Here is a 12,283-nt window from a genome sequence, read left to right on the forward strand (position 1 = left end):
TACCAGAACAATGCGCCAATCCTTTCCTCATCGAGCACTGTGTTCATGCGTGATTCTTCCGACCACGTTACCTATCTAAAGCTGGCCGCCGTCACCATGGTCTGGGGGGGCACCTTTGTGGCAGGACGCTTTCTGGCGGGTACGATTGACCCGCTGCTGGCCTCCAGCCTGCGTTTTCTCATGGCCAGCGTGGCACTGCTGCTGTTCATGGCCTGCGCACGCGTTCCTCTCGTGCGCCCCAGCGCCGGGCAACTTCTGCGCTTGGCGCTGCTTGGGTTCTTCGGCATCTTTTTCTACAACCTGTGTTTTTTCTATGGTCTGCAGTTCATCAACGCCTCCCGGGCATCGCTGATCGTCGCGTTGAACCCGGCGGTGATTGGCCTGGCCTCCTGGCTTGTGTTCAAGGAGCGGATGGGGGCGAATAAGGTTGCAGGTATCGCCCTGTGCCTGGGTGGGGCCGCAACGGTCATTGTCAGCCGAAATCCACAGTTGCTGCAGGGCACAGCCCTGGCCTGGCGCGGGGATCTGCTGATTTTCGGTTGTGTGGCGGGGTGGGGCGTCTACTCGTTGTGTTCCCGGGAGCTCAACAAGGCTTTAGGCCCGTTGCAAACCGTCACCTGGTCGGTGTTGCTGGGAACCCTGATGCTGACGCTCGCCAGCCTGATCATGGGCCGGTTCACGTTTGCAGCGTTCCATGCGATCCATGCGCCTCAACTGCTGAGCCTGCTTTATTTGGGTGTGTTGGGGTCCGCCGTGGCCTATATCGGCTACTACGACGGCATCCGACGTATCGGCGCAACGCGTTCCGGTGTGTTTATTGCGCTCAATCCATTGACGGCCGTCATCTGCGGGGCGCTGTTGCTGGGTGAGCAATTGACCCTGGCCATGTCAGTGGGGGGAGGGGTGATCCTGCTGGGTATCTTCCTGTGCAACAAACCCCTTGCACGGGCCAGGGCAATGGGGATTTGATAAGAGTACGGACAAACACTGTTACGCTGTGTAGAATCGATTTACGCATACAAGAATATGGACTTGCGCTCACGCAAGCCTAGGCCGTCAGAGACTGATGACACCATGAAGCGACTCGGCTCCCCCCTCATCTTTGGTGACTTCCTCGCCCGCAGCGTGCGAGGCCTTTCCTGTGCGCCACCCTGCAACCTCATCCTTGCTCGCAAATAACACTGTTTATTACAAGAATGATGAGGTGCCACCATGGCAGACCAATACGAAAACCCAATGGGCCTGATGGGCTTTGAATTCATCGAGTTCGCCTCGCCGACCCCGGGCACCCTGGAGCCGATCTTCGAGATCATGGGCTTCACCAAAGTCGCGACCCACCGCTCCAAGAACGTGCACCTGTACCGCCAGGGCGAGATCAACCTGATCCTCAACAACGAACCCGACAGCCTCGCCTCCTACTTCGCGGCGGAACACGGCCCGTCGGTGTGCGGCATGGCATTCCGCGTCAAGGACTCGCAAAAGGCCTACAACCGCGCGCTTGAACTGGGTGCCCAGCCCATTCATATCGAAACCGGCCCGATGGAACTCAACCTGCCGGCGATCAAAGGCATTGGCGGTGCGCCGCTGTACCTGATCGACCGTTTTGGCGAAGGCAGCTCGATCTACGACATCGACTTCGTTTACCTCGAAGGCGTGGAGCGCAATCCGGTCGGCGCAGGCCTTAAAGTCATCGACCACCTGACCCACAACGTCTATCGCGGGCGCATGGTCTACTGGGCCAACTTCTACGAGAAGCTGTTCAACTTCCGTGAAGCGCGCTACTTCGACATCAAAGGCGAATACACCGGCCTGACCTCCAAGGCCATGAGCGCCCCGGACGGCATGATCCGCATCCCGCTGAACGAAGAGTCGTCCAAGGGCGCCGGCCAGATCGAAGAGTTCCTGATGCAGTTCAACGGTGAGGGCATCCAGCATGTGGCATTCCTCACCGAAGACCTGGTCAAGACCTGGGACGCACTGAAGAAGATCGGTATGCGCTTCATGACCGCGCCACCGGACACCTACTACGAAATGCTCGAGGGCCGCCTGCCGAACCACGGCGAGCCGGTTGACCAACTGCAAGCCCGCGGCATCTTGCTGGACGGTTCGTCCATCGAAGGTGACAAACGCCTGCTGCTGCAGATCTTCTCGGAAACCCTGATGGGCCCGGTGTTCTTCGAGTTCATCCAGCGTAAAGGCGACGATGGCTTCGGCGAGGGCAACTTCAAGGCGTTGTTCGAGTCCATCGAGCGTGACCAGGTGCGTCGTGGCGTGTTGACCACCGATTAAGTCGGTTTTCGTTTCAAATCAGCCCGGTCGAGCCCCGCTCGACCGGGCTTTTTTATGCCTGCTCTGAACGTCAGAAACCTCTTAAAACATTTGTCGCCTTCGACGTTGGAACGCCCTTGTGACGGCCGGCCACCCAGTACTACGACGCAAATAACAGTGTCCTGCGTTGTTTCAGATTACTCCGTCACCTATTAGGGAAAGCATTAGCATGAAAAAATACACGCTGGCTGCAACACTATTGGCCGTTTCCGGTTTCTGTGCGGGTTCGGTGTTCGCAGCCGATGGCACCATCTCGATCACCGGCGCGATCACCGGGACCACGTGCACCATCAGTGGCGGTACAGGCGCGGCGCCAGGGTCGGGGGCTAACTTTCCGGTAGTCCTTCCAACTGTCCAGTCCTCCGCCCTCGCCGGGAATGGCGCCACCGCCGGCAGCAAGGCCTACGCTATCTACGTCGGCGGCAATGCCACTTGCCGGGATGGCACTAAGGTCGCGGTCTTGTATGAGGCCACCAGCCCAGCGATCAACCCGGCCACCGGCAACCTGAAAAACATGGCCAGCGCTACACCGGCGTCGAATGTTGAAGTTCAAATCGTCGACGCGGCGATCAATAAACCGATCGACTTGCGCGCCAGCCAGAACTCCACACCGGCCACCGTCACTGGCGGCATTGCGACCCTGCCGTTCCATGCACGCTACATCGCCACAGGTGGCGCTGCCGGCAAAGGCCTGGTCAGCACCAACGTGCAGTACAGCGTGACGTTCCCCTGATCCTTCCGCGTTGATATCACAGTCATTCGTTGTTTGAAGCCTGCGCCCCGTCATGTCTGGGCGCAGGCAGCTATCGGATCAAGGAACGCGTCATGCTTCATCCACCAAGCACGTTGAAACGCTACATGATGCTTGCAGCCGTTTACGTGGCTGCTATGTCCGCGTCACCGCTGGTCGTGGCCGGCGTGATCATTGAGGGGACGCGCCAGATCTACCCGCAACAGCGCCGTGAAATCACCGTTCGGTTGACCAACGACGATAAGAAAAAACCTCGCCTGGTACAGGCGTGGCTGGATGATGGTTCGCCAGACCAGCGGCCTGAGTCCAGCGACGTGCCTTTCACCCTATCGCCTCCGGTTTTTCGCCTGGACTCAGGCAAAAGCCAGGCCATGCGTTTGTCGTACACCCAGCAACCGCTTGCGCAGGATCGGGAGTCGTTGTTCTGGCTGAATGTGCTGGAGGTCCCGCCGAAGACCGATGAGTTCGATGTCGACCGCGAGGACAGTGACCTCAACCAGTTGTATTTCGCATTTCGTATTCGCACAAAGGTTTTTTTCCGCCCGGCAGGATTGGCTGGCAAGCCCGAAGAAGCCCCCAGTCAGTTGCGTTGGGCTGTTGTACAGAGTGCTCGAGGGCCGACGTTGACGGTACACAACCCATCTGCCTATCACGTCACGTTTAACGACGTTGCGCTGGTGATGGGCACCGACAAGGGCGCCCGCAGCGTTGCAGCCGAACCCGGCATGGTCGCGCCTGGCGCGTCGCTGACATTGCCCGTGCGCCAGGCGGTGGCGGTGGTGCCTGCCGATGCCCAGGTGGCGTTTACCTACATCAACGATTTCGGTGCTTTTTCGCCCCTGCAGCAGGCTGCTTTGCGGCGTTGACCCCTCCCATCCGAGCTTACTGAAGTCATGACCATGCCAAATCACGTCCAGCTTTGGGTGCGTGTCAACGCCCCCGTTTTGCCCGCAAGGTTTCGAAAAACGATAGTGGGTGGGTTGCTCAGCGCTGCGCTGATGCCGCCCGATATCGCCTGTGCATCGCCCTTGAGCTTTGACCTCAATGCGTTTTCTTCCAGCCTGGCCAATACCGTCGACACGTCACGTTTCAGTACCAGCAATGCCATGGTGCCAGGCACTTATCGCCTGGATATCCTGGTCAATGGTCAACCGATAGGGCGGCGCAGCGTCAATTTTGTAGCTGGCAATGACAGTGCAGGTGCAGAGCCGTGCTTCAGTCGCGAGATGCTGGAGCAACTCGGTATCGCGATGGACAAAGTCGACGCCGATTCCGGTTACAGAGACGCTGCGCAGCCGTACTGTGGAGATTTGGGCCGTTGGATTCCAATGGCCTCCAGCAGCGTTGACGGCGGCACGCTGGAGTGGTCGGCGAGCGTCCCGCAGGTCTACATGAACCAGGCCACGCGAGGTTATGTCGACCCCGCGTTCTGGGATGACGGGATCACCGCCGGGTTGCTTAACTACAACTTCAGCACCTCCAGCATCGTGTCGGGCGAAGGGCAGGACCGGACCTACCTGGGACTCAACGCGGGGCTCAACCTCGGCGCGTGGCGCCTGCGACATCAAGGGGCCCAGGCCTGGGACAATGGCAACGGCTTGCAGCCGTACCAGAATACGTCCACCTACGTGCAACGCAGCATTGCGCCATTGAAGTCCCAATTGACCGTGGGTGACACGTTCAGCAATGGGCAGATTCTGGATGGCGTTCGGGTGCGAGGCGTCACCCTGGCGACTGACGATCGCATGCTGCCGCAGTCCCAACAAGGTTATGCCCCACAGGTGCGGGGTGTGGCAGACAGCAATGCAACGGTGACGGTGAGCCAGAACGGTTACACCGTGTACGAAACGACGGTGGCGCCGGGTCCCTTTGTGATCAGCGACTTGTATGCCACCGGCCAGGGCGGTGACCTGACGGTCGCCGTGACCGAAGTTGACGGGCGTCGCAAGACGTTTGTCGTACCGTATTCGGTGGCACCCCAGCTGTTGCGGGCTGATGGCACCCATTACAGCGCCACCCTGGGACGGGTACAGCAAAGGGGTATTGCCGATGACAAGGCAATGGTCTTCCAGGGAACACTGCAACACGGCCTTACGGACAGCCTGACAGCCTACGGCGGCGGCACCGTTTCCGAAGGCTACACGCAAGCCAAGCTGGGCCTCGCATTCAGCACCCCGGTCGGGGCATTTTCCCTGGATGGCAGCAACTCAAGCACGAATGTGCCCGGCGGCGATTTGCTCTCGGGGCACAGTTACGGTGTGGGCTACAACAAAAGCGTGCCATTCACCGGCACCCACTTCGCGCTCGGCGCATACCGATTCTCCTCGCAAGACTACTTGAGCCTGCCCGACGCGCTGAACGTTCGTGACCTGGGGCGGCGGGGCGAAGACATCAATCAATATGCCCGGCAGAAAAACCGAGTGGACTTGAGTATCAGCCAGAAATTGGGAGACGGTTCGCTGACCCTCTACGGCAGTTCAGTCGAATACTGGAGGCAACAGCAAGGGCGTCAGACGTCGTTTACAGTCAGTTATGGCTCATCCTGGAATACCCTCAATTGGAACGTCTCTGCGCAACGCTCGCGCATTCAGGACACGCGCCAGCTCAGCGCCAATGAACTCAGTGACGAAGTGTTTTTCGGCAGGAATGGGCAGCAGGGAAGGGTGGACACGCGCTACATGCTGACGCTATCCATGCCTATAGGCGGTTCAGCCAATGCTCCGACCATTTACACCTCGCTTGCGCGGGATGCGGGTGACACGCGGGGCAGCCAGCAGCAGGTCGGTATCAGCGGTTTGGCAGGGGAACATTCCCAACTCAATTACGGGCTCTCGGCCAGCCGCTCGACCAGCGATGACACGCGTAGCCATCAGGTCAATACCTACGCCGGCTACCGCACCGACGCCACGCAATTGCGTGCCGGTTACGGCCAGAGCCGGGACAGTTCACAGGTTTCGTTCGGCGCCGACGGCGGGATAGTGGCTCACGCGGGCGGTGTCACGTTCTCTCAAAGCCTGGGCGAGTCGTCTGCATTGGTCCATGTCCCGGACGCAGAGGGTGCTGCACTGGGCGATGGCAGCGGTACGCGAGTCAACCGCAGCGGCTATGCCGTCGTGCCATCACTCAGGGCCTTTCAAAACAACACCGTCAGCATTGACCCGGAAGGGATGTCGATGGACGTCGAACTGCAGGAGTCGACGCGCACCGTGGCGCCGACGCTGGGTGCGGTGTCACTGCTGACGTTCGAGACGGTCAGCGGGCGTGCGGTAGTCATCAAAGGCACGCAGGAAAACGGCCAGCCGTTGCCTTTCGCGGCGCAGGTGTTTGATCAGCAAGGGCGTGAAGTCGGCGTCGTCGGGCAGGCGGGCAAGGCATTTGTCCGGTCGATCCCGGACCGCGGCAGTCTGACCGTCAAATGGGGTGACAAGGCTGCAGATCGCTGCGAGATCAGCTATGACATGCCGCCGCAGACCGCAGCCGAGCCCCAGAGCATGAGTGAATACATCCAAGGGCTATGTGTAAAAAATCCGGCACGACAGGTAGCAACTCAATGATGAGAGGGCAAACGTTGATGAATCGCGCGCAGGAGTACCTGGCAATGATGAGTAAGGCGCTCATACACGGCTTAGTACGCATTGGCGTTCTGTTGAGCCTGTGGGTTTCGGCAGCGCAAGCGAATACGGTGGCTGGATACTGCCATCCACAAGCAGCCCTGACCATTACAGTTCCGCCTATCACGGCACCTGCCAATCCGCAGGTTGGCCAGGTGCTAGGTTCGCAAGACGGTTACGGTTTTGGGAATGGGTCAGTCGTGATGCAATGTATCTATCAGGATTGGCCGTTCTCCTGGCCAGTTTCAGGCGTGTTGAGAATCGTCAACGCCAACCCCACGGGCAGGACGTTCAATGCTGGAGGCCTTACATTGCCGGTCTACAGCACTGACGTCGCTGGCGTGGGGGTTGCCATGATGGCCCGTGATCCGAACCGGCCGTGGATGTCAATCAGTCATACCGGGGCAACGCTGTGGGACGGAAAATTCAACAGGCCACAGTATTGGGGATTGGATGGGCGTATTTACTTGGTGGTAACCGGCCCGATGTCTCCCGGCAACATCACCGCACGTACGCTGGCGCAATACGTGGTGACAAACATGACGGTTACAGCGCCGGGCTTTCATTCGGTCAACCTTGCCAGTGTCGTTATCAACCCGCCGCTCAAACCGACGTGCAGTGTCACGACGCCGGCAATCAGCTTACCAATAGGCCAGGTGGCAAGCCGTGATTTCAGAGGGGTGGGTAGCCACGCCGGCAACGCGACCTCCAGTCTCAGGCTGTCGTGCTCCGGCGGTTCAGGGGGGATGCGAGACATCTATGTGACCGTAAGGGACCAGACATCACCGGCAAATCGCGGCAACCAGTTGTCACTGACCCCTACGTCCAGTGCACGCGGCGTGGCGATTCAATTGTTGAGCGGCAATAGATTGATCAGCTACGGCCCGGACTCTTCGGCAGTGGGCAACCCAAATCAATGGTTTGTGGGCAGCTCCGGTAATGGCACGGTGCAGATTCCGTTGACGGCCCGATACGTCCAGACGGCGCCGTCAATTGCTCCGGGCAATGCCAAAGGCCTTGCGACGTTTACGATGAGCTACCGATGACTGCCAGCGCGCGCAAGGCGCTCATGGTGTGGGCGTGGCTACTGATGGTGTTGCAGCCTTCAATGAGTTACGGCGAAGTGACGGTGGACCGTACCCGCGTCATTTATCCCGCTGCCGCGCGCGAAGTGACGGTCAACCTGACCCATACGGCGCAGGCGCCGCGATTGGTGAAAGTGTGGATAGACGAGGGCGACGCCGAGGCGTCACCCGAGGCCAGCGACGTTCCATTCACGCTTAATCCGCCCGTGTTTCGCATGGAAGCGGGAAGTGGGCGGGCGTTACGGGTTGTCTATCATCCTTCACCTCGGGCATTGAGGCGCGAGGAACAGGTTTACTGGTTGAACGTGCTGGGGATAAGGCCAGAGGTTTCATCCACGGAGCAGGTGAACACCCTGCAATTTGCTTTGCGCACCCGCATCAAACTCTTCCTTCGCCCAACCACCCTTACAGGAAAAGCCAGTGAGGCCGTGGGCTCGTTGCAGTGGCAACTGAACGCACAGGAGAGGGTGCTCGCAGTCAACAACCCGACGGATTACCACATAACGTTAGCGAGCATCCTGTTAACGAGCGGGGGGAAGGATTTTCATAGCGAGGACCCGCCGATGATCGCCCCTCGGAGCGCGGCCGAGGTGGCCGTGCCCGGACTGCCGGGCGGCGTGGGCAGGGCACCTTTGCTGAGGTTCACGACGCTGGATGATAACGGCGCCACTCAACACCACGAGGCGCCCTTATCGATAGCCGAATAACCTTTCCTCAGGCTTTGCGCTGGCGCACCAGGTGCTTGAACCCTTCGTACACCAGCACCATCACCGCCAGCCAGATCGGAATGTAGGTGAGCCACTCGCCGCCTTTGATCCCTTCACCCAGGATCAACGCGACACCCAGCAACAGCACGGGCTCAACGTAGCTCAACAGGCCAAAAAGGCTGAATGCCAGCAATCGGCTGGCAATGATATAGCTCACCAGGGCCGAAGCACTGATCAGCCCTAACATGGGAATCAACGCGTACAGTTTCGGGTGGGCATCCATCACCGCAAAGCCCTGATCGCCACTCTGCACGAACCACCAAGCCACCGGCAGCATCAGCGCCATGTCCAGCCAGAGCCCGCCCAAGTGGTCGGTCTTGAGGTGTTTGCGCACGATGAAGTAAACCGGGTAGCCGATGATCACCACCAGCGTCGCCCAGGAAAAACCACCGGCCTGGTACAGCTCGTTGAGTACGCCGAGGGCCGCAAGCACCACGGCGATCTGCTGCAGGTACGAAAGCCTTTCGCCCCACACCAGGCGGCCCGTGAGCACCATGGTCAACGGCAACAGGAAGTATCCCACCGACACATCGAGGCTACGCCCGTTCAGGGGCGCCCACATGAACAGCCACAACTGCACGCCCAGCAAAGCCGAAGACACCAGCACGCCACCTATCAACACAGGTCGCTGGGCCAGCATCCGCAGCAACTCCCACACTCGCCGCCATTCGCCGCTGACGATCATGAACACCGTCATGCACGGCACGGTCAGCAGCATGCGCCAGCCGAAGATTTCCAGGCCACTCAAGGGCGTGAGCAATGATGTGAAGTAATACATCACGGCAAACAACACCGAGGCCAAGACCGATAACACAACACCTTTAGACACACTGTCCTCGCGAAAAACGATTGATTCAGAAGAACGTGGATTATGGTGCTTTTGGCGGGACAGCGTTGCGCTGTTTTGGGGCGGTTTCCAAAATTTTCCCCGCCCGTACTGATCTGTAGTGAGCGGGCTTGCCCCCCGCGGCGGTGTGTCAGGCGGGTATAGGGCGGCTGACACACCGCGGCGCGGGGCAAGCCCGCTCACTACAACGAGGTATCAGCGTGGCAGGCGGCCGCTGACAAAGTGGCTGACATCGTTGAACCCGGGCGTAGACGAATGCCCCGGCGTGACCAGCGAATCGATAAACGCTTCATCTTCCGCCGTGATCTTAACGTCCAAGGCGCCGGTGTAGGCGTCCCACTGCGCTTCGGTACGCGGCCCCACAATCGCCGAGCTCACCGCCTGATTGTTCAGCACCCATGCGATCGCAAACTCCACAATGCCCACGCCACGACCTTGCGTGTACTGCTGGATCTGCTGGGCGATGCGCAATGACTCCACGCGCCATTCGGTTTCCAGGATGCGCTTGTCCTGGCGCGCCGCACGGCTGCCGGCTTCAGGTGTGACATCCGGCGCGTACTTGCCGCTGAGCACGCCACGGGCCAACGGGCTGTAAGGCACCACGCCCAGGCCGTACGCGGCAGCGGCGGTGATCTGTTCCACCTCGGCCTGGCGGTTGACGATGTTGTACAGCGGCTGGCTGATGATCGGCCGATCCACTCCCAGGCGCTCGGCCACCCGCACCACCTCGGCAATGCGCCAGCCACGGTAGTTGGACAGGCCCCAATAACGGATCTTGCCCTGGCGAATCAGGTCGCCAATCGCCGATACCGTCACGTCCAGCGGTGTATCGTGGTCTTCACGGTGCAGGTAATAGATGTCCAGGTAATCGGTGTCCAGGCGGGTGAGGCTGGCTTCCAGTGCATTGAAAATGCGCTTGCGGCTCAGGCCGCTGCGGTTGGGCAAGCCGTCGGTGGGGCCGATGGCGACTTTGGATGCCAGCACCCAGTCTTCACGATGGCGGGCAATGGCCTCGCCGACGATTTCTTCGGAACGCCCACCGGTGTAGACGTCGGCCGTGTCGATGAAATTGATGCCCTGGTCCCAGGCCTTGTCGATGATGCGCAGCGAGTCTTCGGTGCTGGTTTGTTCGCCAAACATCATGGTGCCCAGGGTCAGCGCGCTGACCTTCAACCCCGACTGGCCCAATGTGCGGTAAATCATGGAAAGCTCCTCATGGCAGGGAAACGTACCCCATGCAATACCAGACTCGAGGGCTCTGGAACAAGCCCCGGAACGGTTTCTTCATTCATCGAGCAAGGCGTGGCAGCGCACCTGCAAGAACTGGTGCAACACCTTGACCCGCTCCGACACTTGCAGGCGATGCGGGCACATCAGGTTGAACGGCGTGGGCTCGCCTTGCCATTCCCGTAGCAACGGCACCAGGCGTCCGGCCTTGATATCGCGGGCCACATCCAGGTTGGCCTTGTAGGCAATCCCGTGGCCGGCCAGCGCCCAGCGCCGCACGATTTCACCGTCGTCGCTCAAGTAGTCGCCACTCACCTCGACTTCCTGCAACTGTGTGCCCTGGCGGAAATACCAGGTGTTGTTGGCCTGGCCCCGGCGCATGTAGCGCAGGGTGCTGTGGTGCGCCAGGTCGGCTGGCGTAAGCGGTGTGCCATGCCGCGCAAGGTAGTCAGGGCTGGCGCAAGGGATGCGATGGTGCCCGGGCACCACCGGCAGCGCCACCAGGCTGGAGTCGCGTGGCACGCCAAAGCGCAGGGCGATGTCCACGGTGTCGCGGAACAGGTCGGCATTGCTGTCGTTAAGCAGCAATTGCAGGCGAATATTCGGGTGTTCGCGCTTGAACTCATCCAGCCAGCCCAGCAGCACGTTACGCCCGAAGTCCGAAGGCGCGGCCAGCTGCAACAAGCCGCTGAGGCTCTGGCCCTGTTGCTTGAGCGCCTGTTCGCCTTCGGCCAGCGCTTCCAGGGCCACGCGCACGCTGTCGAGGTAGCGCCGGCCTTCTTCGGTGAGGCGCATGCTGCGTGTGGAGCGGGCGAGCAAACGGGTACCCAGGCGGGTTTCCAGGCGCTTGAGGGCGATACTTGCGGCTGCGGGCGTCAGGTTGAGGCTACGCGCTGCGGCCGAGAGGCTGCCCGTGTCCGCCGTGCGCACAAACACTTCAAGGTCCAGGGTTGAGCTCATTTGTAAAAATCCTTTAAAGATCTTGTCGTTTTACCGGGATTTTTCGCCGATTGCCAAGCGAGGAAGATGAACGCTCAATTTCTCGATCAGGACATTTCCCATGACAGCTTCCCTCAACGGCAAAACCGTCATCGTTATCGGTGGCAGCAGCGGCATTGGTGCAGCGGTGGCCAAGGCCGCGTCAGCGCGGGGTGCGCAGGTGGTATTGGCCGGGCGGCGCTTGAGCGCAGGCGTCGACAACGGCGTGCGCAGCGAACCGGTCGACGTCACCGACAGCGCCTCCCTGCAACGCCTGTTCGAGGCGGTGGGGCGCTTTGATCACCTGGTCTATACCTCCGGCCCTTCGGTACGCGCCAAGCCCTTGAGCGAAACCGACCTGGATGAAGCCCAGGAGAATTTCAACGTGAAACTCTGGGGTTCGCTGCGGGCGATTCAGTTGGCCCTGCCATTTCTCGATGCCCACGGCAGCATCAGCCTGACCTCCGGCCAGTTGGGGCGTAAGTTTGCGCCCGGTCAATTCATCAAGACTGGCATCAATGCGGCAACCGAGGCGCTGGGCAAACAACTGGCCAAGGAGCTGGCGCCGCGTCGCGTCAACGTGATCAGCCCGGGCGTGATTGATACACCGGCGTATGCGGGGTTGGCTGAAGATCAGCGTCAGGCGATGTACGCCAAGGCGGGTGGGGCGTTGCCGGTGGGGCGGGTGG

General features: G+C 60.3%; 11 protein-coding genes. 8 read left to right on the top strand and 3 right to left on the bottom strand.

The window, feature by feature from the left end:
* The first annotated feature begins 45 nt into the window (after window positions 1-45).
* From HX803_RS11935 to HX803_RS11965, 7 genes are all read left to right on the top strand, one after another.
* Window positions 46-969: a DMT family transporter gene (locus tag HX803_RS11935; RefSeq protein ID WP_178920783.1), complete on the top strand. Its 924-nt coding sequence runs from the start codon at window positions 46-48 to the stop codon at window positions 967-969.
* Window positions 970-1,212: 243 nt separating this feature from the next.
* Window positions 1,213-2,289: a 4-hydroxyphenylpyruvate dioxygenase gene (gene hppD / locus HX803_RS11940; RefSeq protein ID WP_178920785.1), complete on the top strand. Its 1,077-nt coding sequence runs from the start codon at window positions 1,213-1,215 to the stop codon at window positions 2,287-2,289.
* A gap of 208 nt (window positions 2,290-2,497) precedes the next feature.
* A complete protein-coding gene (locus HX803_RS11945) occupies window positions 2,498-3,061 on the top strand; it encodes a fimbrial protein (protein WP_178920787.1) in 564 nt (187 codons plus the stop codon).
* A gap of 92 nt (window positions 3,062-3,153) precedes the next feature.
* Entirely contained in the window at window positions 3,154-3,945 is a 792-nt protein-coding gene (locus HX803_RS11950) for a molecular chaperone (protein ID WP_178920789.1), read from the top strand.
* Window positions 3,946-4,077: 132 nt separating this feature from the next.
* On the top strand, window positions 4,078-6,633 hold the full coding sequence (locus HX803_RS11955; RefSeq protein ID WP_256732839.1) for a fimbria/pilus outer membrane usher protein: 2,556 nt from the start codon (window positions 4,078-4,080) through the stop codon (window positions 6,631-6,633).
* Between the two features lie 17 nt (window positions 6,634-6,650).
* A complete protein-coding gene (locus tag HX803_RS11960) occupies window positions 6,651-7,736 on the top strand; it encodes a fimbrial protein (protein ID WP_178920793.1) in 1,086 nt (361 codons plus the stop codon).
* The gene (locus tag HX803_RS11965; protein ID WP_178920795.1) at window positions 7,733-8,482 is read left to right on the top strand and encodes a molecular chaperone; all 750 of its coding nucleotides are present in this window, start codon (window positions 7,733-7,735) and stop codon (window positions 8,480-8,482) included. The genes HX803_RS11960 and HX803_RS11965 overlap by 4 nt, the downstream gene beginning before the upstream one ends.
* A gap of 7 nt (window positions 8,483-8,489) precedes the next feature.
* Here HX803_RS11965 and rarD read toward each other — a convergent pair whose 3' ends face one another.
* The 3 genes from rarD to HX803_RS11980 form a co-directional block, all read right to left on the bottom strand.
* Complete coding sequence (rarD, locus tag HX803_RS11970; RefSeq protein ID WP_178920797.1) at window positions 8,490-9,371, bottom strand: EamA family transporter RarD; 882 nt, start codon at window positions 9,369-9,371, stop codon at window positions 8,490-8,492.
* Window positions 9,372-9,584: 213 nt separating this feature from the next.
* The gene (locus HX803_RS11975; RefSeq protein WP_178920799.1) at window positions 9,585-10,592 is read right to left on the bottom strand and encodes an aldo/keto reductase; all 1,008 of its coding nucleotides are present in this window, start codon (window positions 10,590-10,592) and stop codon (window positions 9,585-9,587) included.
* Between the two features lie 81 nt (window positions 10,593-10,673).
* Window positions 10,674-11,576, bottom strand: coding sequence for a LysR family transcriptional regulator (locus HX803_RS11980; protein WP_178920801.1), 903 nt, complete (start codon window positions 11,574-11,576; stop codon window positions 10,674-10,676).
* A gap of 100 nt (window positions 11,577-11,676) precedes the next feature.
* On the opposite strand from HX803_RS11980, the gene HX803_RS11985 reads away from it, so the two are divergent.
* On the top strand, window positions 11,677-12,283 hold a 607-nt coding region (locus tag HX803_RS11985; protein ID WP_178920803.1), incomplete at its 3' end, for an SDR family oxidoreductase.

Source organism: Pseudomonas sp. P7548, from assembly GCF_013386585.1.
In the GTDB taxonomy this organism is placed as follows: Bacteria; Pseudomonadota; Gammaproteobacteria; order Pseudomonadales; family Pseudomonadaceae; genus Aquipseudomonas.

Excerpts from the sequence above, each read along its gene's own strand:
- HX803_RS11975 (WP_178920799.1), bottom strand. The coding sequence starts at position 10,592 with ATGATTTACCGCACATTGGGCCAGTCGGGGTTGAAGGTCAGCGCGCTG.
- HX803_RS11955 (WP_256732839.1), top strand. The coding sequence starts at position 4,078 with ATGCCGCCCGATATCGCCTGTGCATCGCCCTTGAGCTTTGACCTCAAT.
- HX803_RS11950 (WP_178920789.1), top strand. The coding sequence starts at position 3,154 with ATGCTTCATCCACCAAGCACGTTGAAACGCTACATGATGCTTGCAGCC.
- hppD (WP_178920785.1), top strand. The coding sequence starts at position 1,213 with ATGGCAGACCAATACGAAAACCCAATGGGCCTGATGGGCTTTGAATTC.
- HX803_RS11980 (WP_178920801.1), bottom strand. The coding sequence starts at position 11,576 with ATGAGCTCAACCCTGGACCTTGAAGTGTTTGTGCGCACGGCGGACACG.
- HX803_RS11960 (WP_178920793.1), top strand. The coding sequence starts at position 6,651 with ATGAATCGCGCGCAGGAGTACCTGGCAATGATGAGTAAGGCGCTCATA.
- HX803_RS11935 (WP_178920783.1), top strand. The coding sequence starts at position 46 with ATGCGTGATTCTTCCGACCACGTTACCTATCTAAAGCTGGCCGCCGTC.
- HX803_RS11945 (WP_178920787.1), top strand. The coding sequence starts at position 2,498 with ATGAAAAAATACACGCTGGCTGCAACACTATTGGCCGTTTCCGGTTTC.
- HX803_RS11965 (WP_178920795.1), top strand. The coding sequence starts at position 7,733 with ATGACTGCCAGCGCGCGCAAGGCGCTCATGGTGTGGGCGTGGCTACTG.